Source organism: Alteromonas sp. ABH2_165 (assembly GCF_056159945.1).
In genome coordinates, this window is record NZ_JBSWWF010000011.1 from 1 (window position 1) to 24,098 (window position 24,098).

19 protein-coding genes and 1 tRNA gene are annotated in these 24,098 nt (G+C 48.2%); 13 read left to right on the forward strand and 7 right to left on the reverse strand.

Features of this window, described 5'->3' with window-relative positions; all coding sequences use genetic code 11:
* Nucleotides 1–197 precede the first annotated feature (197 nt).
* The 4 genes from ACXAFQ_RS18965 to apbC form a co-directional block, all read right to left on the reverse strand.
* Nucleotides 198–1,238 carry a hypothetical protein gene (locus tag ACXAFQ_RS18965; RefSeq protein ID WP_474824953.1) on the reverse strand — a complete coding sequence of 347 codons (1,041 nt, stop codon included), beginning with the start codon at nucleotides 1,236–1,238 and terminating at the stop codon, nucleotides 198–200.
* Nucleotides 1,239–2,960: 1,722 nt separating this feature from the next.
* Nucleotides 2,961–3,037 (reverse strand) — tRNA-Pro (locus ACXAFQ_RS18970).
* A 107-nt stretch (nucleotides 3,038–3,144) separates the two neighbouring features.
* Nucleotides 3,145–3,738, reverse strand: a complete 594-nt coding sequence (gene dcd / locus ACXAFQ_RS18975; protein ID WP_474824954.1) for a dCTP deaminase — start codon at nucleotides 3,736–3,738, stop codon at nucleotides 3,145–3,147.
* A gap of 83 nt (nucleotides 3,739–3,821) precedes the next feature.
* Nucleotides 3,822–4,910: an iron-sulfur cluster carrier protein ApbC gene (apbC, locus tag ACXAFQ_RS18980; RefSeq protein ID WP_474824955.1), complete on the reverse strand. Its 1,089-nt coding sequence runs from the start codon at nucleotides 4,908–4,910 to the stop codon at nucleotides 3,822–3,824.
* A 108-nt stretch (nucleotides 4,911–5,018) separates the two neighbouring features.
* On the opposite strand from apbC, the gene metG reads away from it, so the two are divergent.
* On the forward strand, nucleotides 5,019–7,082 hold the full coding sequence (gene metG, locus ACXAFQ_RS18985) for a methionine--tRNA ligase (protein ID WP_474824956.1): 2,064 nt from the start codon (nucleotides 5,019–5,021) through the stop codon (nucleotides 7,080–7,082).
* Nucleotides 7,083–7,169: 87 nt separating this feature from the next.
* Here the strand turns inward: metG and ACXAFQ_RS18990 are convergent, their stop codons facing one another.
* Nucleotides 7,170–7,937, reverse strand: a complete 768-nt coding sequence (locus ACXAFQ_RS18990) for a methyltransferase domain-containing protein (protein WP_474824957.1) — start codon at nucleotides 7,935–7,937, stop codon at nucleotides 7,170–7,172.
* Nucleotides 7,938–8,024: 87 nt separating this feature from the next.
* Between ACXAFQ_RS18990 and gloB the strand changes: the two genes are divergently transcribed.
* The 3 genes from gloB to ACXAFQ_RS19005 all read left to right on the forward strand — a co-directional run bounded on the left by gloB (nucleotide 8,025) and on the right by ACXAFQ_RS19005 (nucleotide 11,627).
* On the forward strand, nucleotides 8,025–8,822 hold the full coding sequence (gene gloB / locus ACXAFQ_RS18995; protein WP_474824958.1) for a hydroxyacylglutathione hydrolase: 798 nt from the start codon (nucleotides 8,025–8,027) through the stop codon (nucleotides 8,820–8,822).
* A gap of 65 nt (nucleotides 8,823–8,887) precedes the next feature.
* Nucleotides 8,888–10,567 carry a lytic transglycosylase gene (locus ACXAFQ_RS19000; RefSeq protein WP_070125338.1) on the forward strand — a complete coding sequence of 560 codons (1,680 nt, stop codon included), beginning with the start codon at nucleotides 8,888–8,890 and terminating at the stop codon, nucleotides 10,565–10,567.
* A gap of 7 nt (nucleotides 10,568–10,574) precedes the next feature.
* Nucleotides 10,575–11,627 (forward strand): ion transporter, encoded by a 1,053-nt coding sequence (locus tag ACXAFQ_RS19005; RefSeq protein ID WP_474824959.1) that lies wholly within the window; start codon nucleotides 10,575–10,577, stop codon nucleotides 11,625–11,627.
* An 88-nt stretch (nucleotides 11,628–11,715) separates the two neighbouring features.
* Here the strand turns inward: ACXAFQ_RS19005 and cysS are convergent, their stop codons facing one another.
* Nucleotides 11,716–13,095, reverse strand: a complete 1,380-nt coding sequence (gene cysS, locus ACXAFQ_RS19010) for a cysteine--tRNA ligase (RefSeq protein ID WP_474824960.1) — start codon at nucleotides 13,093–13,095, stop codon at nucleotides 11,716–11,718.
* 169 nt (nucleotides 13,096–13,264) lie between these two features.
* On the opposite strand from cysS, the gene ACXAFQ_RS19015 reads away from it, so the two are divergent.
* From ACXAFQ_RS19015 to ACXAFQ_RS19030, 4 genes are all read left to right on the forward strand, one after another.
* On the forward strand, nucleotides 13,265–13,759 hold the full coding sequence (locus ACXAFQ_RS19015; RefSeq protein WP_474824961.1) for a peptidylprolyl isomerase: 495 nt from the start codon (nucleotides 13,265–13,267) through the stop codon (nucleotides 13,757–13,759).
* Nucleotides 13,760–13,821: 62 nt separating this feature from the next.
* A complete protein-coding gene (gene lpxH, locus ACXAFQ_RS19020) occupies nucleotides 13,822–14,550 on the forward strand; it encodes a UDP-2,3-diacylglucosamine diphosphatase (protein ID WP_474824962.1) in 729 nt (242 codons plus the stop codon).
* A gap of 316 nt (nucleotides 14,551–14,866) precedes the next feature.
* Nucleotides 14,867–16,450, forward strand: coding sequence for an alkaline phosphatase (locus tag ACXAFQ_RS19025; RefSeq protein ID WP_474824963.1), 1,584 nt, complete (start codon nucleotides 14,867–14,869; stop codon nucleotides 16,448–16,450).
* Between the two features lie 12 nt (nucleotides 16,451–16,462).
* Nucleotides 16,463–18,367, forward strand: coding sequence for an alkaline phosphatase (locus ACXAFQ_RS19030; protein ID WP_474824964.1), 1,905 nt, complete (start codon nucleotides 16,463–16,465; stop codon nucleotides 18,365–18,367).
* Nucleotides 18,368–18,467: 100 nt separating this feature from the next.
* Here ACXAFQ_RS19030 and ACXAFQ_RS19035 read toward each other — a convergent pair whose 3' ends face one another.
* On the reverse strand, nucleotides 18,468–18,869 hold the full coding sequence (locus ACXAFQ_RS19035) for a hypothetical protein (protein WP_474824965.1): 402 nt from the start codon (nucleotides 18,867–18,869) through the stop codon (nucleotides 18,468–18,470).
* Here ACXAFQ_RS19035 and ACXAFQ_RS19040 point away from each other — a divergent pair.
* From ACXAFQ_RS19040 to ACXAFQ_RS19060, 5 genes are all read left to right on the forward strand, one after another.
* A complete protein-coding gene (locus ACXAFQ_RS19040; RefSeq protein WP_474824966.1) occupies nucleotides 18,825–19,175 on the forward strand; it encodes a hypothetical protein in 351 nt (116 codons plus the stop codon). The genes ACXAFQ_RS19035 and ACXAFQ_RS19040 overlap by 45 nt on opposite strands.
* A gap of 80 nt (nucleotides 19,176–19,255) precedes the next feature.
* Nucleotides 19,256–19,882, forward strand: coding sequence for a YqiJ family protein (locus tag ACXAFQ_RS19045; protein ID WP_070125346.1), 627 nt, complete (start codon nucleotides 19,256–19,258; stop codon nucleotides 19,880–19,882).
* 57 nt (nucleotides 19,883–19,939) lie between these two features.
* Nucleotides 19,940–21,685, forward strand: coding sequence for a flotillin family protein (locus ACXAFQ_RS19050; RefSeq protein ID WP_474824967.1), 1,746 nt, complete (start codon nucleotides 19,940–19,942; stop codon nucleotides 21,683–21,685).
* Nucleotides 21,686–21,920: 235 nt separating this feature from the next.
* Entirely contained in the window at nucleotides 21,921–23,207 is a 1,287-nt protein-coding gene (locus tag ACXAFQ_RS19055; RefSeq protein WP_474824968.1) for a sensor histidine kinase, read from the forward strand.
* On the forward strand, nucleotides 23,188–23,823 hold the full coding sequence (locus tag ACXAFQ_RS19060) for a response regulator transcription factor (protein WP_070125349.1): 636 nt from the start codon (nucleotides 23,188–23,190) through the stop codon (nucleotides 23,821–23,823). Before ACXAFQ_RS19055 ends, ACXAFQ_RS19060 begins: the two co-directional genes overlap by 20 nt.
* Nucleotides 23,824–24,098: the final 275 nt, after the last annotated feature.

Below are 24,098 nucleotides of genomic sequence, written 5' to 3' on the forward strand. Positions count from 1 at the left end.
TGTACGAAGCAGTCCTTTACCAAGTATCTCGGTGATGTCCGCTTTTGACCATTTCGGGAATTCAGTCATTGAATTATCAATGACTGCTTTAGACAAACAACGGACGTTCAACGTCTAAATTAAGGGGCAAGTTTTTAGCAGGCTGTACTCGCGAGCGAAACTAGCCAGCTAAGAACTTATACTGCTTCAATTACTTGCTATGCATCACTGACATTGACTTGAATAACCTGGGCTTTTGCTTGGAGGAACTCATATGTAGCTCTAGTTTTCTTTATAAAAGCAATGTCTCTGGAAAAGACAAAATTGGCAAAGCTACCTATTGATGCATGACCCGCATCACTCATTGCAGCAGTAAACCTTTTCTCCTTTTTCATTTTCGAGTCTGGATGATAACCTACAACATTGAGTACATTGTATATGGACGTTATTTTTTCGAAGAGGTACATTTCACGGTTGTAAATTGGGTTCAAGCTAATGCCGTAGAATTGCTCAATTGTGAAGTCTAGCCCAGCATAACCATCAACCTCTTTATGTGCGGTCCATATCTTTTCAAGAACATTGGGTGGCTCAATATTATTTAATTGAACTGGACCAATGCCGGTATTTCCCCTGTAGTTGTCGACGCCGGAGTAATTACTTTCATCTGAAACATGCTTACGTAATTCTTTCGAAGCTTGTTTGAGTGCTTCATCGTGCGACCTTTTTAACTCTGACGTATAAGCAGATACATGTTCGTAAATCTCAGGGGAATATTTCTGAATTTCATCCTTGTTTACCAAGCTCTGGATATGACTTAACAAATTGTCAAACGCACCGATTTGCTCATTATTTATATCATCAAATGTATCTCCCTGCCGACCACCATAGAATTTTAGTAGTGACTGAGATGTCGATTTTTCCAATTGTTCATATACTGTTTCAATGTTTTGGCAATAATTAGTGAACGCATCAACAGGCTTAGTGATACTTATCACCGCGTCGCCAGTAAGCTCAAAACGAGGGGTTAGAACTAACTTTAAATGCATGGCTTCTAGATCATCTAAAACATCCAAGTACAGCGAACCATTTTCTCCAGTTCGTTTTATCTCTTTGAGATTTTCATCGGAGTATAAAATCTGGTACTTCTGTCTAAGATCTTCTTTAAAGCTTAATAAGGGATTTTTTACCAATAAATCCAATATATTATGATCAAGATAAGCTGTTGGTTTTCCTTGATATGTAGGTGTTAAATTTTCCACCTAACCCCCCTTTGATGTATAACGCCCGTGAATATGGCGGCTATAATCGGAACGAAGTGACACAACCGTCGTGTTTGTGTACCAGCGAGCTTGCGAGCGATTTTATTTTTTTGTTATAAATCAGGTTCACCAAACCATCTGTGAAAGTTACTAGCGAGGTTTCTCTCCTCGATCCCCTGAGCTCTAAATATTTCGTAAGCAAACACTCTTATTATTCTAGGGTATCTCTTCACCTGTTCGAGGGTCAAAGTTTTCAATGCTGACATATCAGCTAGTCCATGAACTGTTAATGAATCAGGAAGATCAAAACTCTCGTGACTCGAAACGAAATGCATTAATGCATTTCTCTGATCTTTTAACTCAATAAAGCTCTGTACTTCGAAACTCCCAAAATCTAAGGGCTTGCCAAGATAATTTTTAGGCCAAGTTTTTAATTTTTTGTCTAAGGATATTCTTTTTTTATGTCGGACAGTAATTCTGATTCGAAGTTAGTATACCCTTGAGTTGATACCAATACTCTGAAATAGACATTCATAAAGCATTCAACGACATTCACACTAAGAAATAAGCAGATAGCGTAGTCTTGTTCTGCATCTTTGTAACCGGGATCAATTCTACTAATTTGCCTTTTCAATGCACTGAAAAAAGTCCAAACAATAGTTTGTGGAGTTGCTAACGTTTTAGGTTTCGACATCCTAGTCTTCCGACTTATCGGTTTATTACTCAGATTTCATAGTAACACCCGTCCCCACTTGAAAACCATATTTTGTGTTTACATGGGAAAGAAAATGAAATGTCCGCTTCATGTACTAAGCAGTCTCAGGAATGCCAGTACCAAGATGTACGCTTCTGAAAAGAAGCGGACAAGCAATAGTTTATTAACGAATTACTATTTTCCCGCTTTAAGAGTTACTGTCTGATAATAAGAACCTTATTGCTCTACGTGGTATAACGGAGTACCACAACTGTTGCAACTGATAAGTCGTCTGGGATCTGATGCGTTCGTCAAGCCTATGTTTTTTAAAGACTTCGAACCACATAATTTACATTTAATACCATGACCAGTATTGGCGTCTGGGTGTTTTGAAAGATAATCCTGCAAAGAAAGAGGGTGTTTACGGGCCCAAAACTTCTTAGAGTTCAGTTTTACGAAAAGGGCAATTACTAGCGCAATAAAAAGAAATGAGGGTAAAAAAACTGTCCAACCACCTTGATCAGAACCTCCAGCAGATTGTGCAAATACAAAATTGCAGTGAAAGCTCAATGTACTAATAACAACGATTGAGAAGTACTTCATAATTATCCCTAATTTAACTTTTCAAAATATGTTTAAGACACTCTTTTATAACAGAAAATATTAGCAATATACAGAAGCTTGTTTATAACAGAGTGCAATGTTGAAAAAATTAACTCTGCTTACTTGGGAGATGATGGGATGACATTGATTGGATACTTGGCCAACAACTATATACTTTAAATATTTGCATTTTGCCTTTGCTGTATTTCCCAATCAATTTCATTTCCGTCCCTCGCTCTAAGGAGATACTCCTTTCAAACTGGAACAGTTACAACAATAAAAAACTGTAGCGGGATAGTCTTGGTGAATTGCAAAAACTGCTGAAATTATGTGTTGGATTGGTATTTTGCAAAAATTCTGAATGCATCTTTGAATGGACCATTCGAAGAGAGGAGATACACATTTGATATTATGGGATAAGGAATTGGTCGGTGTGAGAGGATTTGAACCTCCGACCCCTGACACCCCATGACAGTGCGCTACCAAGCTGCGCCACACACCGACCGAAAGAGCCGACAAGTCTACTCATTTTTGCCTACATTGCAACGACATTTATGACTAAACTTGTTCGAGCGATTATTTGATGAGCAATCCGTTGATTACCCTCACCTATTTACCATCATCATCAGAAGAAATCCGACTGGCCACTGCACCGGCCTGACCTTTGTATTTGGCGTCGACACGGGCGTTGTACGGTTTTTCTGCTGGCGAAGAAAGCACTTCAAAACTCAGTGCACCAATTTTCATTAATGGGCGAAGTGCCAAAGGCAGCTTACCGGAGTTGTAGAATTCCAGCACGATGTTGCCAGACCAACCTGGATCGATGCGATGCGCCGTTACGTGAACCATCAAGCCCAAACGTGCCAGTGAAGAGCGGCCATCCAGCCAGCCTACAATGTTGTCAGGCAAGGTGACAGATTCGTGGGTAATCGCCAGCGCAAGTTCCTTTGGATGCAGGAAGAACGCTTTGCCTTCTTCCAGCTCAATCTCGTCACTCATCACTGAGTTCAGCGCTTCTTGCACTTCATGCTTAGGACCGGACAAATCAATGTAAGCGGCTTGGTGATCTTCAAATACACGGAATTTATTGCCCAACCGCATATCCACCGTTACGCCGCTAATGCGCTCGTATTCGGGAGTGGGATCAATCTTAATTTTGCCTGATTGCAGGTACTCGTATATATCGCGGTCTGATAAACGCATGAAACTTATCCAAGGGGGAGAAAAAACGGGGGTATTATGCGTTGTCAGGGCTTGTCAGACAACGCATAAGGAAGAATTAATTCTTAAACAATGTTGATGCCGATGGTTTCACCTCGAATGTACGATTCATTCTCACGAGCAGGTAATGTGAGCCCCATTTGCATAGAAAGTGCCCGGGCAGCATCGCGATAAGTGGCGGCCAGCGGGCTATCTGGTTTATCTACCACCAGCGGCTTGCCGATATCGGCCTGCTCGCGAATTGACACATCTAGAGGCAACGCCGCCAGAAGCGGTAAATTATAACGCTCGGCCAGTGCTTTTCCGCCGTCTTGCGCAAACAAGTAATCGGTATGGCCACAGGCAGAACACTGGTAATAACTCATGTTTTCGATAAGTCCCACTACCGGCACGTTCACCTTCTCAAACATGGAAACGCCTTTTTGCGCATCGGCCACGGCGAGATCCTGCGGCGTTGTCACTACCACGGCAGCGCTCAATGGCACTTGCTGCGCCATGGTTAGTTGAATGTCACCGGTTCCCGGCGGCATATCCACAATCAAGTAATCCAGTACGGGCCACAAGGTTTCATCTAACAGCTGTTTTAGTGCCCGGCTGGCCATGGGCCCCCGCCACACCGCAGCATCTTCCTGGGGTACCAGATAACCAATGGAATTAGCGACCATGCCCCAAGCTTCAAGGGGTTTCATGTGTTTATTGTCGTCGGTAGATGGGTGCGCCAGCGGGTTACCCAACATGATGGGCACGGATGGGCCGTAAATATCGGCATCGAGAATACCGACTTTGGCACCTTCCTGCATAAGCGCAAACGCCAGATTCAGGCAAGTGGTAGATTTCCCAACGCCGCCTTTGCCTGAGGCCACAGCCACCACATTGCGAATATTGGTTACCGGTGGTTGCGCGGTTTTCGCGCCGACGATTTTTTGATTTATCGCGATGTCCGTTTTAGCGTGACTGGCTTTATCTAAAGCCGCGGTGAGTACATCACGCAACGCCCCATGCTGAGTTAAGGCACAAAACGGCAATGTTATTACGATACTGTTGCCGTCGATGTCGCACCATTTGCTGGTTTCCTCCACCGTCAAGGAATAATAATCGGCCAGAGTTTGTGCAGCGGTTTGCACTCGCTTGTCACCCTTACGGGAAAAGAACATAATTCACCTTTAAAATAAGCGTTCGTGCCATTTACGTAATGCAAAAGTGGCGCGATTCCGCTAGTATTTGCAGCCTTTTCTAACGCCTGAGAACAGAAACATAACACTATGTCTGAAAACACGTCGAATTCTGTTGCACCGGCCAATGCGCAACGTCGCATTCTGGTAACCAGTGCATTGCCGTACGCAAACGGCTCTATCCATCTCGGACACTTACTCGAGCATATCCAGACTGATATCTGGACCCGCTTCCAGCGCCTGCGCGGTAACGAATGTTACAGTGTTTGTGCTGACGATGCTCACGGTACTCCCGTCATGCTTAAAGCTCAGGAACTGGGGATCACGCCTGAAGAAATGGTAGCCCGCACCCGTGCGGAACACCACCAGGATTTACTGGACTTCCACGTTCAGTACGACAACTATTATGTGACTCACTCGCCGGAAAACAAGGCGCTGTGTGAAACCATTTATAACCGTCTGGATGAAGCAGGTTACATCAGCAAGCGTACCATTAATCAATTGTACGACCCGCAAAAAGAAATGTTCCTGCCAGACCGTTTCGTAAAAGGTACCTGCCCAAGCTGTAATGCTGAAGATCAAAACGGCGACAGCTGTGATGTGTGTGGTGCAACGTACAGCCCTACTGAAGTTAAGAATCCACGTAGTGTGGTTTCCGGTGCCACGCCAGTACTGAAAGAATCAGAGCATTTCTTCTTCGACCTGCCACAATTTGAAGGCATGCTGAAAGAATGGATCCGCTCGGGTGCCCTGCAATCAGAAATGGCAAACAAGCTCCAGGAGTGGTTTGAAGAAGGTCTGCAACAGTGGGACATTAGCCGCGATGCACCTTACTTCGGTTTTGAAATTCCGGGCGCGCCAAATAAATTCTTCTACGTATGGGTTGATGCGCCAGTTGGCTACATGGCCAGCTTCCAGAACTTCTGTGACCAGAACGACGTGAATTTTGACGATTTCTGGAATCAGGGTACCGACACCGAGTTGTATCACTTCATCGGTAAAGACATCACCTATTTCCACTGTCTGTTCTGGCCAGCCATGCTGGAAGGCGCGGGATTCCGTAAGCCTACCGGTGTGAACATTCACGGTTTCGTGACGGTTAACGGCGCTAAAATGTCGAAGTCTCGCGGTACCTTTATTAAAGGTCGTACCTACCTCGACCACCTGGACCCAGAATACCTTCGTTATTACTTCGCATCGAAGCTGGGTGATGGTGTTACCGATATCGACCTGAACTTTGCTGACTTCGCGCAGAAAGTAAATTCCGACCTTGTTGGTAAAGTGGTGAACATCGCCAGCCGTTGTGCCAGCTTTATTACTAAGCGTTTCGATGGCAAGCTGTCAGACACCGTTCTTGACGAAGCGCTGATGACAGAGTTCCACGCGGCAGCGGATAACATTGCGGCGAACTTCGAGAACCGTAAATATCACCAGGCCATCCGCGAAATTATGGCGCTGGCAGATAAAGCCAACCAGTTCATCGATGCCAATGCCCCGTGGGTAACCATTAAGGATGAAACCAAGCAGCAGTTTACGCACGATGTTTGCTCGCTGGGTATCAACATGTTCCGCATTCTGGTGACTTACCTGAAGCCGGTGCTGCCCATTCTGGCCGAAAAAGCCGAAGCTTTCCTGAACGACACCCTCACCTGGGAAAGCAGTCAGGTAGTGCTGAAAGGTCACGCAATCAACAAGTTTAAAGCAATGATGCAGCGCATCGAGATGGAGAAAATTGACGCCATGGTTGAAGATTCCAAAGAAAGTCTGGCAGCAGCAAACGCGCCTAAACTGGACCCTGAAAGCCCGCTGGCCAAAGATCCTATCAGCGAAGAAATCACTTTTGACGACTTTGCCAAAGTGGATTTCCGCATCGCCCGCATCGCCAATGCAGAACACGTCGAGAAAGCAGACAAACTGCTGCGTCTCGAACTGGACTTAGGCGGTGAAACCCGTCAGGTATTTGCTGGTATCAAGTCGGCTTACGCCCCTGAAGATCTGATTGGTAAGCACACCGTGATGGTGGCAAACCTGGCACCGCGCAAAATGCGTTTCGGAATGTCTGAAGGCATGGTGCTGGCAGCTGGCCCTGGCGGCAAGGATTTGTACATCCTTGAGCCTCACGAAGGCGCAAAGCCTGGTATGCGCGTGAAGTAAACGCCGGTGAGTTAAACCTCTGCTATATGACAAAAACGGTGCTTCAGAGCACCGTTTTTTATTAAAATAAATCCTTTATTTACAAGACTAACGACGCTGACCAAGTTGCTCGTTACACGCACCATCAGAGAGGCGCATACTCGCGCCTACTGCTGAAAAACGAGGCTTGAGTTTCCATTGTGGTTTAATGGTGGTCATAGGCACCACCCGTTTGCGGGCGATGGTCACGTACACCGAACTGCACCAGGGAAAATACCGGCTTACGCGGCTGTGCCATTTCGCGGAAATCGAAAACTGCTTCTTGAGAAACAGCATAGAAAACAGAATGTGACGGGTTTCAATCACTTCAAAACCCAGTAGTTGCAGCCAGTCTTTTACCCGGCCCGATGAAAAGAACCGGGCATCGTGTAGTAAATTCCCCCGTTTCAGCGGCAGATATTTACCAATACCGGTGAGACTAAAAGGATTAAACCCACTGATGATCACGTAGCCGTCTTGCGTTATACACCGGTCGACTTCGCGAAGGATTTGATGGGGGTCCTGACAGAAATCCAGTTCGTTGGCAAGCAGAAAACCGTCGATACTGTTTTCAACGTAAGGTAATTCAGAGGAAAGGCTAACAACAGACGCGTTATCTATCTTTTCTGGCGCCTGCCGAATGTGATGAGAAACACCGCATTTTGGTAATTCCACGGCACTACTTAGCGCCCCTAATTTCACGAAGTGATAGCCAAACACCCGCGACGACAGGCTGTTGCTGACGGATTGCACTGCGTCGTGAATTGCTTCACCCGCAGGAAGTTCTGACCACGACAGTGGGTATCTGGGCGGTTTCGCCCGGTAAGCCAATTTCATTAAATTTCAGGCTGATCCAATTGGTTGCGTCGCTGCTATCAAGTTCTTATAGTATCGCATTAATCCCTTTTCACAAGCAGGTATCCCATGAACCGGACGTCTTCGACACTCCCTGACGGAATACACATCACTGCCATTCCCGCCTTCTCCGATAATTACATCTGGTGTCTGCATAACGATCACCATGCGGTAGTGGTTGATCCGGGTGACGCAGAGCCAGTAATGCAGTTTTGCCAACAGCATGATCTGGAACTCGCGGCAGTGTTAATTACTCACCACCATCACGATCATACAGGCGGCATTCCTCGCCTGGTCGCGGCCAATCCATCTTTACCTGTCATAGGCCCAGCTAACGATAAAATTAGCGGCCTGACGAAACGGGTAGACGAAGGTGATGATGTGCACCTCAATGTGCTTGATTTAACGTTGGTGGTGGTTGAACTGCCGGGTCACACTCTCGATCATATTGGCTTTTATGGTCACGGCGTGCTGTTTTGTGGAGATACGTTATTTTCCGGCGGCTGCGGACGCTTATTTGAAGGTACTCCCGCACAAATGTTGCACTCGCTGAATAAACTGAAGCGTCTGCCTGATGAGACTAAAGTGTATTGTGCACATGAGTACACCTTGTCTAATATGAAGTTTGCACTTGCCGTTGAGCCCAAAAACACGGTATTGCAGGAACATGCGAACCTTGTGAGCAAACTTAGGTCTGAAGAGTGCATTACACTGCCTTCAACCATGCAGAAAGAAAAAGCCATCAATCCGTTTATGCGCAGTAATCAGCCTGATGTTGCCCATTCAGCGGCATCATTTAAAGGTGAACAACCGGCCGATGAAGTGGCCGTTTTTGCCGCAATTCGTAAGTGGAAAGATGAGTTTTAATGCATTCGGGGGCAGACACCGATACAATATCACGTTTTGAAGTTTAATCGCGGGGCAGTAAATTAATGAAATCAGTAAAGAGCCTTCTCGCCAGCATTACCCTGGTCAGCCTGCTAAGTGGTTGCCAGACGACAGACGAGCAGGCTATTGCCGATGAGCAAGCGGCAGAAATGAATGCCGCCAGCGATACCGATACCTGCGAGATTGGCCAAACGCCAATCGAAGATGCGGAAGATTGCGAAATCGCCAAAGAAGGCGTTATCGAAGTGGTTCACCCGGTAGAAGATGTAGATGAAACGCTGGAAGAAGCAGTAGAACCCGAAGCGCCGGCGGAAGTGGTCATAGACGACGTGTGGACCCGCGTCGCAGCACAAATGGCGTTTACTATTCCTGACGATCGTCGTCTCACCAGTCAACGTAATTGGTATTTAAAGCACCCTGAGTATATGGCCCGTGTGGTGAATCGCGCGCGTCCGTTCTTATATTACATTACCGAAGAAATTGAAAAGCGCGATATGCCTCTGGAAATTGTGCTGTTGCCGATTGTCGAAAGTGCCTTTGATCCTTTTGCCTACTCTCACGGTCGCGCTGCAGGTATGTGGCAGTTTATTCCCGGTACCGCAAAACGCTTTGGTATTCGTCAGACCTGGTGGTATGACGGCCGTCGCGACGTAGTAGCGTCCACCGCAGGCGCATTAGATTACCTTACCTACTTAAATAAAATGTTCGACGGTGACTGGCTGCATGCCCTCGCCGCTTACAACTCGGGCGAAGGCCGTGTGCTGCGCGCTATTAAGCAAAATCGTAAAGCCGGCAAGCCAACTGATTTCTGGTCGCTGGATTTACCCCGTGAAACCCGCGCTTATGTGCCCAAATTACTGGCCCTTGCCGACATCCTGAAAAACCGTGATGAGTACAGTTTTGCCTGGCCCACCATTGATAACGTGGAAGTGATTAAGCTTGTTGATATCGGTTCCCAGGTAGATTTGGCATTCGCTGCTGAATTGGCAGACATGGATTTAGAAGATTTACATGCGCTGAATCCTGGCTTCAACCGATGGGCCACCGATCCTGATGGACCTCACCAATTGGTGCTGCCTATTGAAAAAGCTGACAGCTTTGCACAAGAGTTGGCTGCCATCGACCGTCACGACCGTCTTAACTGGGCCCGTCATAAAGTAAAAAGTGGCGACAGCTTGTTGAAACTGGCCAAGCAATATCACACTACTGCCGACATCATCAAAAAAGTGAATGGTCTGTCGGGCAACATGATTCGCGTGGGTGATTTTGTGATGATCCCGGTGGCACTTAAAGAGCTTGATGCCTATTCACTCTCGAAAGACCAACGCCTGGCTTCACTGCAAAGCCGTGCACAATCTTCTACGAAAGTAACGCACACAGTGAAATCCGGCGATACCTTCTGGGATTTGTCCCGTAAATATAAGGTGAGCACACGTGATTTAGCGAAGTGGAATGGCATGGCACCCGGTGACACGCTGCGTCCGGGTAAAACGTTAGTTATCTGGCAAGGTGGTGATAAACCGAAAGCAGATGCTTCCGCCATCATGCGTTCTCTGACTTACACGGTTAAACCGGGAGACAGTCTTTCCCGTATCGCTAGTAAGTTTAATGTAAAAGTGTCAGACATCACCACTTGGAATAGCCTGAGCAAGAAGCGATACCTTCAGCCTGGTCAGAAACTAAAGCTCCACGTGGATGTAACGAGACTCAAAAATGTAGGATAAACCAACCATGTTAAGAATTAACTGGGCAAACTTACGGAAAAGTCATGAAACACCCTGGTTAATTCTTGACCTTGTCATGCTGGGTTTATTATTGATAAATCTGGCCTGGCTGTTGTTCGATGCCATGTACGGTACCGGGCTGGTGCATGACCAGCTCGAGTCATGGTTTCCCGGTGTTACCGCCGCCTACGACCCTATTCACAAGAATTTTATTCTTGTCGACCTCACCTTCATTATCATTTTCTTTGTTGAATTCTGTTTTCGCTGGGTCGTGTCAGTGGTACGCAAAGAACATCTGCGCTGGTACTTTTTCCCGTTTCTGCACTGGTACGATATTGTCGGTTTGATCCCCCTGGGTGCGACTCGTATATTCCGTTTTCTGCGCATTTTCTCCATTTTGCATCGCATGCATAAACAGCACATCATCGATTTGAACCGAACCGCCGTTTTTCGGTTCTTTCGATTTTACTATGACGTGTTGGTAGAAGAGCTGTCTGACCGCATTGTGGTGAAAATACTGAGCGATGCGCAAAAAGACATTTCAGCTGGCTCGCCGCTGGTTGATGATATAAGCCGACAAGTGCTGGCGCCACGCCGCCCTATTCTCACCCAATGGCTGGCCGGGGTGTTAAATCATTTCGGCGACGCCATCAGCCACGGCCACTATGGCGAAGTCATCCGCGAGCATGTACGCAAATCCGTAGGTAAAGCGGTGAAAAGTAACGATCAGGTTTCCACCCTCCACTATATTCCTGTGGTTGGAAAAACCATTGAGAATACGCTGGAATCCGCCGTTACTGATATTGTTACCGCCTCGGTAATCAACCTGCTTTCAGACCTCGATGCCAAACAAATCGACCATTTTGTTGATGCAGGTTTACACGACTACACGCCAGTGGCTGAGGACCTCGATAAGGAAGTCTTAAATGTGATTAATGAATGTCTGGAACTGGTAAAAGCTCACGTGGCGCAGCAGCGCTGGAAAGACGAACTTGCTAATCAAAACAAACCCGTACCAGAAGCCGGCGTGAAAAACACGACTCCCGGTCCGTTGGAGTGAATCGTACGCTTAATTGGCAATGATCGCTGAAAACAAAAAGAGGTGCTGAACAGCACCTCTTTTTTAATTGCTAATAACTAAACGAAACTTAACCTTTTCGCCAGGTTGTTCCGTTCGGGCCATCTTCAAGTACCACGTTCATGGCGGCCAGTGCATCACGGGCGGCATCAGCGGCAGGCCAGTCTTTGGCAGCACGTGCGTCGTTACGTTGCTTGATCAGCGCTTCAATTTCAGCACTTTCATCGTCGTTACTGTCACCCTGTAACCAGGCCTCAGGGTCTGCCTGCAGAATACCGACAATGCCACCAATGCCTTTCAGTACTGCCGCCAGCTTGCCGGCTTCCTCCGCATTGCCTTTTTGCTTGTTCAGCTCACGGGCAATGTCGAACAAAACGGAAATCGCTTCCGGCACGTTCAAGTCATCATTCATGGCCGATTCAAAACGTTCCAGATAACCGCCGTAGGACAAATCCGTCGCAGAGTTTACATCTACGCCACGCAGTGACGTGTACAGGCGCTCAAGACCGGCTTTCGCCTGGGTAATGTTATCCAGTGAATAGCTCAGCTGGCTACGATAGTGCGCCGACATCAGGAAGAAACGCAGCGATTCTGCATCATGCTCCTGCAACACGTCCCGCAGGGTAAAGAAATTACCCAGCGATTTGGACATCTTCTCGTTATCCACCTGCACCATGCCGGTGTGCATCCAGGTATTCACGTAGGTTGTATCGTAAGCACAGCAGGATTGCGCCACTTCGTTTTCGTGGTGCGGGAAGGTCAGGTCAGAACCACCGCCGTGAATGTCAAAGTGCGCGCCAAGGTGTTTATGGTTCATGGCCGAACATTCGATGTGCCAGCCAGGACGACCGTCACCCCACGGTGATTGCCAATGAGGTTCGCCGGCTTTCGCCTGCTTCCACAACACGAAGTCCAGCGGATCATCTTTGCCTGCTGCCACTTCTACCCGGGCACCAGCCTTGAGCTGCTCCAGATTCTGGCGGCTGAGTTTGCCGTAATCACCAAACTTGCTCACATCGAACAGTACATCTCCGCTTTCTGCCACATAGGCGTAGCCTTTATCCAGCAGTTTTTCGATAATGTCGATAATTTCCGCCATATGCGTAGTCACGCGCGGCTCGATGTCCGGCTCCAGCAAATTAATGGCCGCGAAATCTTCGTGCATCATCGCAATTGTGCGGGCGGTCAGTTCGTCAGTGGTTTCACCGTTCTCATTGGCCCGGGCGATGATTTTATCGTCTACGTCTGTGATATTACGCACGTAGTTCACGTCGTAGCCCTTGTGACGCAGGTAACGCACCAGAATATCAAAACTCAGGTACGTACGGGCGTGGCCCATGTGGCTGAGGTCATACACCGTGATACCACACACATATAACCCCACGCATCCTTCCTTCAACGGAACAAATGGTGCTTTTTCCCGGGTCAGTGTGTTGTATAGGTGTAGCATAGGTATCCTCAATTTTTTACATGGAATCAATTCGGGGCGAAAGTGTAGCACTACCGATAGCGGTCGCACAGGTTTTGCCGCCTTTTATCAGTGAATAATTTATCTCCCGCAGGAAATCGGCTACCATTAGCCCACTTTAAATGCCTGGGACACAGATAAGGGGCGAATCATGGTTACTTTAAAAACCAATCACGGTGATATCACCATCGAATTATTTGCAGACAAAGCGCCTGCAACGGTAGAAAACTTCCTAAACTACGTGAAAGAAGGTTTCTATGACAACACGATTTTTCACCGCGTAATCAATGGTTTCATGATCCAGGGCGGCGGTTTTACGCCTGACATGGATCAAAAAGCCACTAACGCGCCAATCGCAAACGAAGCGAATAACGGTGTTGCCAACGAAAAAGGCACTATCGCCATGGCTCGTACTAACGATCCGCATTCAGCGACAGGTCAGTTTTTCATTAACGTGAACGACAATGACTTCCTGAACCACACCAGCGAATCAGTAAACGGCTGGGGCTACTGTGCATTCGGTAAAGTAATCGACGGCATGGACGTGGTTGAGAAAATCAAAGCCGTTAAAACCGGCACCAATGGTTTCCACCAAGATGTACCGGTAGAGCCGGTGATCATCGAATCTGCTGTTATTACAGAGTAATCCTGAGCAGTTTTGAAATCAGAGGCAGCGCCCTGCTGCCTCATATATTCTGATGTAGTCGCATGCCATTTACTTATTTCATTGCTGATATTCATTTAAGCGAAGACCGTCCTGATATTACCGACTGTCTGCTTTCCTTTCTTAAAGACGAAGCGCCACAGGCTGAAGCCCTCTACGTTCTAGGCGACCTTTTTGAATACTGGATTGGCGATGACAATAAAACGCCTTTTAACGATAAAATCGCTGCAGCGTTCAAAGCACTCAGTTTAAACACCCCCGTGTTCTTTATTCATGGTAACCGAGATTTCGCCATTCGTGATGGCTGGGCACAACAAGCCGGTATGACGTTGCTGCCAGAGCAGGCGGTTATCGACTTATATGGTAATCCAACATTAATCAGTCATGGCGACGAACTGTGCACCATGGATGTGGCGTATCAGAAATTTCGCAAGAAAAGCCGTGGTTGGTGGTGGCCGCGTTTAATGCTTGCCCTTCCCCTTTCTTACCGCCGTAAAGTGGCTGAGAACGGCCGTAAAAAAAGTAAAATGAACCAGAGCGGCCTGACGGCTGAAATCATGGATGTCACCCCCGAAGAAGTGGTAAAAGCCATGGAAAAATTCAACGTGCAGCGGTTCATTCATGGTCATACACACCGCCCCAACATTCATTCTCTGGAAGCAAATGGCAAACCTGCAACCCGCATCGTGTTGGGTGACTGGTATGATCAAGGCTCAGTTTTGAAGGTCAGTACTGACGAAATTAGCCTCGAAAATAGAAAGTTCAGTAAGTAACATTTTTTTAGCATTTCGATAGAAACTTCGACGAGACAAACGGCTACATCTCAGCCACCAGATTGTTATGTTATAACATTTTCAATGACTTAGCTAACCGTTACACCGTCACACATTGCCATAAATCCTTCATGCAGCATTAACAGTTTCGTCATAAATCATCCCTAGGCTATCTTGCGACCCAGGATAGGGATGTCCTCCACTGACCAAGGGTGATCTCGGCTACACATCGTCGTCACACCCTTTCCCCTATTCCTGATGGCAAACGGCTGCAACCCATGCGCCGATAACGAAAACATAAATTAGGAATGTCACAATGAAATTTAACTGGAAAGCTTCTGTCAGCGCGCTTGCACTGGCAGTGTCGTCTGGTTTGCAGGCCGACGTACTTCCAGCCTGGCAGGCTGAAAGTGCATGGTTTACAGACGCACAGGCAAAAATCGCAGAAAAGCTGGAAACCAACAATAATTTCCGTGCTAAGAACGTCATCCTGTTTGTCGGCGACGGCATGGGTATCTCAACCCTTACCGCATCACGCATCCGTAAAGGTCAGCTTGCTGGTGAAATGGGTGAAGAAGGTTATCTGGCCTGGGAAAGCTTTCCGGGAACGGCGCTGGTAAAAACCTATAACGTTGATGCTCAGACGCCTGATTCAGCCGGTACCATGACAGCCATGATGTCGGGTCTGAAAACGGATGTAGGTGTTATCGGTGTGGATGAAGATATCGTTCGTGGCGACTGTTCGACAGTTGCTGGTAACGAAGCAATTACAGCTCTGGAACTGGCAGAAATTAAAGGCCTGTCTACCGGTGTGGTTTCCACAGCACGGATCACTCACGCAACACCTGCTGCCACTTATGCAAAATCTGCAGACCGTAACTGGGAAGACGACGGTGACATGCCGGAGGAAGCACTGGCTGCAGGTTGCACCGACATTGCAGACCAGCTGGTTCACTTTGAACAAAATCTGGAAAGCCGCTTTACCGGTATCGATGTAAACGGTATCGACGTGGTAATGGGCGGTGGTCGTCGTTCATTTCTGCCTCGCGATGCCGCATTCAACAGCAGCGATGCCGTAAGCGAAATTGAAGGTGACCGTACTGACGAGCGTGACCTGACTGCTGAATGGCAGGACATGTACAGCGACGGTGTGTACATCACCGATCAGGCCGGTTTTGATGCGGTAGACGCTGCAGCAACGACCCGTCTGTTTGGTTTATTCAATGAATCTCACATGCAGTATGAAGCAGACCGCGCCAACGATGTGGCGGGCGAGCCTTCTATTGCTGAAATGACAACTAAAGCCATCGACATTCTGGACAACAACGACAATGGTTTTTTCCTGATGGTTGAATCCGGTCGTATTGACCACGCTCACCATGCCGGAAACGCATCAGGCGCACTGTCTGAAACGCTGGCACTGGAAGCTGCTATTGAAGCCGCCGTGGCCAACACTGACCCGTCAGAAACCCTTATTCTGGTGACTGCTGACCATGGTCACGTATTTACCATCGCGGGCTATCCCAAGCGTGGTAACCCAATCCTCGGCAAAGTGGTTAACGTAGGTGCAGAAGAAGCGGCTACCGCTGCCGATGGCATGCCTTACACCACCGTAGGTTACATGAATGGTTTCGGTTTCAACGATCTGGGTGCAGAAACAGATTCTGACGCGATTTACAGCGAAGACGTTAATGCCGGCCGCATGGATATCACTGCCGTTGATACCACTACCCCGGGTTATCACCAGGAAGCACTGATCCCACTGACCTCAGAAACTCACTCTGGTGAAGACATTTCACTGCACGGCACTGGCCCGGGCAGCCAGTTAATTCAGGGTGTTATCGAACAGTCTGTTGTTTTCCACCTGATTAACCAGTCTCTTGGTCTGCTTGAAGAATAAGAAGAGGACATCATGAAAGCATTTAAATATAGCGTTTTAGCTCTGGCCATGGCTGGCCTGACCGCATGTTCTCTGGACGGCGACGACGGTGCAGACGGCACGAACGGTACCAATGGCCTGAACAGCCTGACGGTACAGACAGAACTGGCAACCGGCGATGCAAACTGCCCTAACAGTGGCGTGCGTTTCGACAGCGGTCTGGACAGCAATGCTGACGGCGCACTGGGCGATGACGAAATCACCGACACCAGCTATGTGTGCGTACAGGCCAATACGCAGGTGGCAAATTCAGAGCTGCTGACCAGCCTGAACAACGACTACTTTGTCGCCGGTCAGGCAGAAGTGGAAGCCAATAAAAACGTCTGGATGCAGGCCACCGGCACCTCTTCTACCGAAAGTACCCGTAACCTTACCAGTAACACCACGGTTACCAAGCACGAGTCTCTGGAAGCCGCGGTTGCCCAGTTAAACGGTAAAGCGAAGAACGTGATTCTGTTCGTTGGCGACGGCATGGGTGTGTCTACTGTTACTGCTGCACGTATTCTGGAAGGCCAGATGAACGGTGACAGCGGTGAAGAGAACCAATTGAGCTTTGACCGCTTCCCATTCGCCGGTTTGTCGAAAACCTATAACGTTGATGCGCAAACACCAGATTCTGCCGGCACCATGTCGGCAATGATGAGCGGTGTGAAAACTGACGTGGGAGTTATCGGGGTAAGCGAAGATGTGGTGCGTGGCGATTGCAGCACAGTTGCCGGTACTGAACTGGTAACCGCTCTGGAACTGGCTGAACTGGCCGGTAAATCTACCGGTATCGTGTCAACGGCACGTATCACCCACGCCACACCTGCAGCGACTTACGCGAAATCGGCTGACCGTAACTGGGAAGACGATGGCGATATGCCTGCAGAAGCCATTGAAGCTGGCTGTACCGACATTGCCTCACAGCTGGTTGGTTTTGAAGCCGCCACTGAAGCCCGTTTCGGTGCAGACATCGACGGTATCGAAGTGGTAATGGGCGGTGGACGCCGTTCATTCCTGCCTCGTGACGAAGCGTTTAACAGCCCTGATGCAGTAAGTTCTGTGGAAGGTGATCGTACTGATGGCCGTGACTTAACGGCAGAATGGGCGACGCAATATCCAAACGGTGTGTACATTTACGATCAAGCTGGCTTCGATGGTCTTGATACTGAAACCACTGAGCGCGTGTTTGCCCTGTTCAACGAGTCTCACATGCAGTACGAAGCCGACCGCGCTAACGATGTAGCCGGTGAACCTTCTATTGCTGAAATGACCGAGACCGCCATTAACGTTCTGAACAACAACAATGACGGTTTCTTCCTCATGGTTGAGTCCGGTCGTATAGACCACGGTCACCACGCGGGCAGCGCCTATACTGCACTGACTGACACGGTCGCACTGGCCGATGCTGTGGCTGTTGCTGACGAGTTAACCAATGACGACGACACGCTGATCATCGTGACAGCCGACCACGGCCATGTATTCACCATTGCCGGTTATCCGAAGCGTGGTAACCCAATTCTGGGCAAAGTGGTTAACGTGGGTGCGGAAGAAGCAGCCACAGCGGCTGACGGCATGCCATATACCACTGTGGGCTACATGAACGGAAATGGTTTCCGTAACCTCGGCGCAGAAACCGATGCTGATGAAGGCTACAACTATGATTTGGCTGCTGGTCGTCAAGACATCACCGATGTCGATACCACAACACCAGGTTTCCACCAGGAAGCATTAGTGCCACTGTCGTCAGAAACTCACTCAGGTGAAGACGTTGGCATTTATGCAAAAGGTCCGGGTGCCTTCCTGATCAACAGCACCAACGAGCAAAGCGTTATCTTCCACGTGATGGACTTTGCCGCTGACCTAACCGAACAGGCTAATTCAGCCGTTGAGTAACGCGTTCGACACGTTTTTAAAATAAAATTATGGGATGCCTGCGGGCATCCCTTTTCAGGTTATGACTATGAAGAAAATTGTACTCACTTTAAGCAGCTTGTTACTTTCGACTTCCGCTTTCGCAAACAGCGATTCCACCAACGAACAACAATGTGACGCACAGAAAAACTGGGCACACGCTGAATACACATTCACTGAGAAACACGGTGATAAACAAAGTCAAAAACACCTGGGTTTGTGGCGTAAACCCAACGTAGTGGCCCACGAGTATCCCGCCAACAACATCACGCAAATGTGGGAACATGTGCATGAGCGAGTGAAAGCCACGCGTTTTTTCGATAGCCATGCCCGTGCAATTGAATATCAACCAGGCGAAGCCATTCACGGCCGGGTAGATAACGATTGGGAATACCGCAACCAACTGATCAAAGATGCCTTTATAAGCCAATTGACGAAGGTGAGCTCTCGCGGCGAAGGTTGCACCCAGGAAGACCGTTATCATCTGGAAAAAGACAATGAGACCATTGACCTTGTCTGGATGCCTGCGCAGGATTTGCTGCTCTCGTTTAGGGTAAAACGTGGTGATAAGGAAATACGCTGGCAACAGGATTCCATCAATCACGATGAGCAGGCCATCAAAGCGTTCTTTGCCAAACGATCAGAATTTCAGACCACGGATTTTGCCGACATCGGCGACGATCATACCGACCCATTTCTCACTAACATGGTTCACCAGGGCTTCATTGAAGCGGGTGCCAGCGGCTTCTATGATGCCAACGGTAATGCCATTGGTGAACATCATCATTGATCTCTGTCGCAAAATTCGCCTATATGTAAAATTTTGTGCTATAAAAGAAGGGATTTTATTTTCATCAAGGATGGTGAAGAATGTCCACTTTCTTCTTTCACGATGCCAATTTTCTGTTTAGCGCAGCGGTTGGCATAGTCATACTTTTCTTTATTATTGAATGCCTTGGCATGTTGCTAGGCACCAGTTTGTTGGGTCTGTTCGACGACTTACCAGACATAGACGGCAGTACAGATACAGTAACCGGCTTGTCTAGCATTACCAGCTGGCTCTCACTCGACCGCCTGCCCGTGATGATCTGGTTTATTCTATTATTAACGCTATTCGGATTAACCGGCTATCTGTTGAATCTGACCTATTCCAGCTTTTTCAGCGGACGCTATTTATCTGCACTTGTTGGCGTGCCCATTGCCATGTTCATCGCCCTCCCCCTCACCGGTCGTTTCGGTGGCGCACTGGCACGTTTGCTGCCGAAAAACGAATCATCCGCAATGGATACCGATTCCTTTGTTGGCACCGTGGCGGAAATTACCATTGGCGTTGCTCGCACAGGCAGCCCGGCAGAAGCCAAATTTCCTGACAGGTATGGTCAGGTCCACTATGTACTTGTTGAACCATTTGAAACAGAAGACACATTCACCCGAGGAGAGAAAATCATTCTGGTGAAGAAAAACCCGCAAAGCTGGTTGGCGACAAGGTATCGCTAGCTAGGCTTTAAGGGAACATAAACGACGGAAACAGTAGTAACAAAGGAAGCAGTAAACATGGAAACATACTCATCGAATAATCTGCCGGAGATCCTAATCCTGGCATTGATTGTCATCATCGCCCTGCTCGCTATCGGGCTGATATTCGCCAAACTTTATAAACGTGCAACCAAAGAAACCGCTTTTGTGCGTACCGGTCTGGGTGGCGAAAAAGTGATTAAAGACGGTGGTGCTATCGTGCTGCCAGTGGTGCATGAAATCATTCCTGTGAACATGAACACGCTGCGCATTGAAGTGGAGAAAACCCAGAAAGATGCGCTTATCACCAAAGATCGCATGCGGGTAGATGTAAAAGCAGATTTCTATCTTCGCGTGGCCCCTAACGCCAGTGGTATTTCCATGGCTGCACAAACCCTCGGCACACGGACCACCCGCGCCGAGGAAGTGAAAAAACTCATGGAATCCAAGTTTGTTGACGTGCTGCGCGCGGTAGCCGCGGAGATGTCGATGACAGAAATGCACGAACAGCGTGCAGACTTTGTGCAAAAAGTGCAGCAAAGTGTCGCCAACGACCTCGAAAAGAACGGTCTTGAGCTGGAATCAGTCAGTCTGACCGGCTTTGATCAGACCGACCTGGACTTCTTCAACGAAAATAATGCCTTCGATGCTGAAGGTCGTGCCCGCCTTGCCAAAATCATTGAAGAGAAGCGCAAGGAAACCAATGATATTCAGCAGGAAAACCGGATTAAGATTGAAACCCGTAATCTTGAAGCTGAAAAAGAATCTCTGAACATAAAACGGGATGAAGAAGAAGCCCGTTTGACTCAGGAACAGGTGCTGCAATTCAAGCGTCAGGAACAGAAAGCGGAAATTGCCAAACAACGTGAGCAAAAAGAGCGTGAGGAGCGTGAAGCCGCTATCGCCAAAGAAAAGGCGGTAGAAGCTGCAGAAATCGATAAGTCCCGCGAACTGGAAACCCGGGAAATCGCCAAGCGCAAAGCACTGGAAGAAGCCCGCATCGCCCAGCAGCAAGATGTGGAAGTGGCCGAACAGGTAAAACAAATCGCTGTTGCCACCAAATCGGAAGAAGAATCTGCCGCCCGTGCAAAAGCTGCCGAAGCAGAAAAAGCCAAGGTTGAGAAAGAAGAAGCGGTGATTACTGCCCGTCAGGTTGCCGACGCCAAGCGTCGCATGGAAATCGAAGTTATCGATGCCCGTAAAGAGGCTGAGCGTGAGGCAGTAGGTATTACCGTTGAAGCACAGGCGAAGAAAGAAGCGGCAGAAAACGCTGCGCAGGCTATCCTCACCGAAGCCAAAGCCTCTGCCGATGCGAAAATGCTGCAAGCCGAAGCCGATGAGAAAGTACTGGCTGTTGAAGCTGCCGGTAAACAGGCATTGTACGATGCCGAAAACACCCTGAAGAACGAACAGATTGAGCTGCAAAAAGCGCTGGCTATTCTTAAAGTGCTGCCTGAAGTTATTTCCAGTGCGGTTAAGCCACTGGAAAATATTGAAGGTATTAAAATACTGCAGGGTTATGGTGTGGGCGCTTCCGGAAGCGGTCAGGAAGGCACACTAAGCACAGGTAATGGCAGCATGGCCGACCAGGTAACCCAGGCAGCGCTCAACTATCGCGCCAATGCCCCGGTTGTAGATGCACTGCTCCGTGAAGTGGGTTTGGTAGACAAGCAAGGCGGTTCTCTGACCGATTTACTGAAAGGCGACAGCACGTTACTGAACAGCATGACTACGCCATCACCTGTTGAAAAGCCGAAGTCAAATGGCGCAGCGCCAGCCGAGTAATTTAGCTTGTCGAAGCGTCACCGCTGACTGGAAATCAGGGCAGCAATTTTGTAAGAGCGGAGTACACCAGTACTCCGCTTTCTTATAACCGCCGAAGCGAACACAAATACCACCACTGTGAAAGCGCGGCAATGACCTACCGCTACCAAAGTACTATAAATGTTTGGCTAAAGTGGCAAAGCAACTTCTGTTAATACTGCATACTATGTAACCATGGTTAATAAAACGTAAACAGATGAAAGCTTCACGCAAAATAGTTCTGTCTATATCTACAATCTACCTGCTTTTGGGCTGCCTGCTGGGGTTTGCTCTGTATAGTCAGGCCATTGAAGATGTGGAAACCGAAATTGATGCAGCCAATCAACTGGCCATTGCCCTGGTTGAACAAGGCGTGAGTTTTCAGCAAATCGGTGCGGCATTGCAGCATAGTCGCCACATCACTGCGGTGATCACCGACACCCCGGAAATACGTTCACAGCTTCCCTACCCCCTCATTGACCAATTTACTTCCTCAGATAATGACGGCAGGCAGTTACTGATTTTTGCGAATCCCGCCGCTGAGCGCGCTGAAGTGCTGACAACTGTTTACCAGGTATTTGGCATTCTAACCCTGTCATTAGTTGTTTCATTGTCGTTTCTTCACCTGGCAGTGCAGAGCCGCATGAAACCGCTGCGCAAGCTTAGCAATGCTCTGCGCGAGGTGGGTCAGGGCAATTATCGTGTTGATGTTGCGCCAAGCGATATTGAAGAAATAGACAGCGTCATTGTGCATTCCAGAGACATGGCCAGCGCCCTGGAACAGCGCGAAGCGAAGGTACACCAGTTACGCGCACGGTTGGCGTCGCTGCAGGAAAACGAGCGTCAAATCCTGGCGAGAGAGCTACACGACAATCTTGGCCAGCTCGTTACTGGACTGCGCGTGCAAAGTTTTATGCTTAAGCAACAAAGTAACAGCCCTAAATTTATAGAGCGTACAGCTACCTTGCTGGAACAGCAGTGCGACGATATGCAGTCAGGCATTCGCCAGTTAGTCCAACAGCTTTATCCGGTAACGTTAAGCCGGATGGGATTGGTGTCGGCATTACAGGAAATGCTGGAGCGCTGGGCAGAAATGAACACTATTGCCATTACCTATTCCCTGCCAGACACATCAGTATCGGTGAGCTCAGACAGTGACATGCACATTTACAGAATTGTGCAGGAAGCGCTCAGTAATATTATTAAACACGCTCATGCAACCCGCGCGAACGTGACGCTCGAAGTTGAAAGTGACACCCAAGAAAATGCCGCGGGCGAAAGTGTGAAATTGACTATCAGTGACAATGGCATAGGCATGGCACCCAATACGTTGGCAGAAAATGAAGGGCTTGGCCTGGAGTCTATGCGCGAACGAGCACGCCTTATTGCCGGTACGCTTACTATTACCGCCCTGGCTGGAACAACAATAACGCTAAAGGCACCCATGCAGCCGGCGCTGCAACCCCTTAGGGAGAAACAAAAAAATGCACATACTACTTGTTGATGATCACGCTGTAGTAAGACAAGGCTACAGCGCTTTGCTGGCAATGATGCTGCCGGACGCCACCATTCACGAGGCTGAAAATGCCCGGGATGCCATGACGTGCCTGAAGCAACATGATGTGAATGTGATGATTTTGGACATTAACCTGGACCAGGCGAGTGGCCTGAATCTGGCACCGCGATTCCTTTCCCGCCATCCAGAATTAAAAATTATATTTTTCAGTATGTTCGAGGAAGCGTCTATTGTGAACCGTGCCATGCACACGGGAGCATCGGGTTATATCAGCAAGCGCTGCCGCCCTGAAGTGATGCTGGATGCGGTAAAAACGGTCATGGCTGGGCGCACCTATATTGAACATGAATTGGCTATTAATCTGGCTTCTTATACCTACAGTGAAAAGCGCGATATTTTCGACCAACTCACGCGCCGTGAATTTGATGTGTTCATGGGCGTGGCCAAAGGGCTTAAACGAAACCGCATTGCCATGGACTTAAATATTTCAGACAAAACGGTATCGAATGCCATTACCCAGTTGAAGAACAAGCTTCAGGTAAAAACCAGCACAGAGCTGGTGCACTTAGCTATCGATAATGGTTATGTAAAGGTAGCGAATTAACATTCGGGAATTTCCCCAGCGTAAACCGGGAAGAGTTCCGTATCCATATTCACGCTGTTTTGACACACTATATTTAGATTAAGGGGAAAGCGTTCGACGCCCTTTGATTTAGTGAGGTTCAACAGCTCACACAATTGCATGCTAACCCTCAATGGGGGTTAGCATTTTTTTTGCTTCACACTTTTGACATCAAATATAAATATCTTTTATATCAAGGCGTTATTCCCACCAATATCGGGAATTTTGCCCTGCCTTCTTTGGGTAAAAGTCTATAT

What these genes read in the sequence shown, in the direction of transcription:
- dcd (WP_474824954.1), bottom strand. Translation starts at nt 3,738, where the DNA reads ATGCGTTTATCAGACCGCGATATATACGAGTACCTGCAATCAGGCAAA.
- apbC (WP_474824955.1), bottom strand. Translation starts at nt 4,910, where the DNA reads ATGTTCTTTTCCCGTAAGGGTGACAAGCGAGTGCAAACCGCTGCACAA.
- metG (WP_474824956.1), top strand. Translation starts at nt 5,019, where the DNA reads ATGTCTGAAAACACGTCGAATTCTGTTGCACCGGCCAATGCGCAACGT.
- ACXAFQ_RS18990 (WP_474824957.1), bottom strand. Translation starts at nt 7,937, where the DNA reads ATGAAATTGGCTTACCGGGCGAAACCGCCCAGATACCCACTGTCGTGG.
- gloB (WP_474824958.1), top strand. Translation starts at nt 8,025, where the DNA reads ATGAACCGGACGTCTTCGACACTCCCTGACGGAATACACATCACTGCC.
- ACXAFQ_RS19000 (WP_070125338.1), top strand. Translation starts at nt 8,888, where the DNA reads ATGAAATCAGTAAAGAGCCTTCTCGCCAGCATTACCCTGGTCAGCCTG.
- ACXAFQ_RS19005 (WP_474824959.1), top strand. Translation starts at nt 10,575, where the DNA reads ATGTTAAGAATTAACTGGGCAAACTTACGGAAAAGTCATGAAACACCC.
- cysS (WP_474824960.1), bottom strand. Translation starts at nt 13,095, where the DNA reads ATGCTACACCTATACAACACACTGACCCGGGAAAAAGCACCATTTGTT.
- ACXAFQ_RS19015 (WP_474824961.1), top strand. Translation starts at nt 13,265, where the DNA reads ATGGTTACTTTAAAAACCAATCACGGTGATATCACCATCGAATTATTT.
- lpxH (WP_474824962.1), top strand. Translation starts at nt 13,822, where the DNA reads ATGCCATTTACTTATTTCATTGCTGATATTCATTTAAGCGAAGACCGT.
- ACXAFQ_RS19025 (WP_474824963.1), top strand. Translation starts at nt 14,867, where the DNA reads ATGAAATTTAACTGGAAAGCTTCTGTCAGCGCGCTTGCACTGGCAGTG.
- ACXAFQ_RS19030 (WP_474824964.1), top strand. Translation starts at nt 16,463, where the DNA reads ATGAAAGCATTTAAATATAGCGTTTTAGCTCTGGCCATGGCTGGCCTG.
- ACXAFQ_RS19035 (WP_474824965.1), bottom strand. Translation starts at nt 18,869, where the DNA reads ATGATAACGGTCTTCCTGGGTGCAACCTTCGCCGCGAGAGCTCACCTT.
- ACXAFQ_RS19045 (WP_070125346.1), top strand. Translation starts at nt 19,256, where the DNA reads ATGTCCACTTTCTTCTTTCACGATGCCAATTTTCTGTTTAGCGCAGCG.
- ACXAFQ_RS19050 (WP_474824967.1), top strand. Translation starts at nt 19,940, where the DNA reads ATGGAAACATACTCATCGAATAATCTGCCGGAGATCCTAATCCTGGCA.
- ACXAFQ_RS19055 (WP_474824968.1), top strand. Translation starts at nt 21,921, where the DNA reads ATGAAAGCTTCACGCAAAATAGTTCTGTCTATATCTACAATCTACCTG.
- ACXAFQ_RS19060 (WP_070125349.1), top strand. Translation starts at nt 23,188, where the DNA reads ATGCACATACTACTTGTTGATGATCACGCTGTAGTAAGACAAGGCTAC.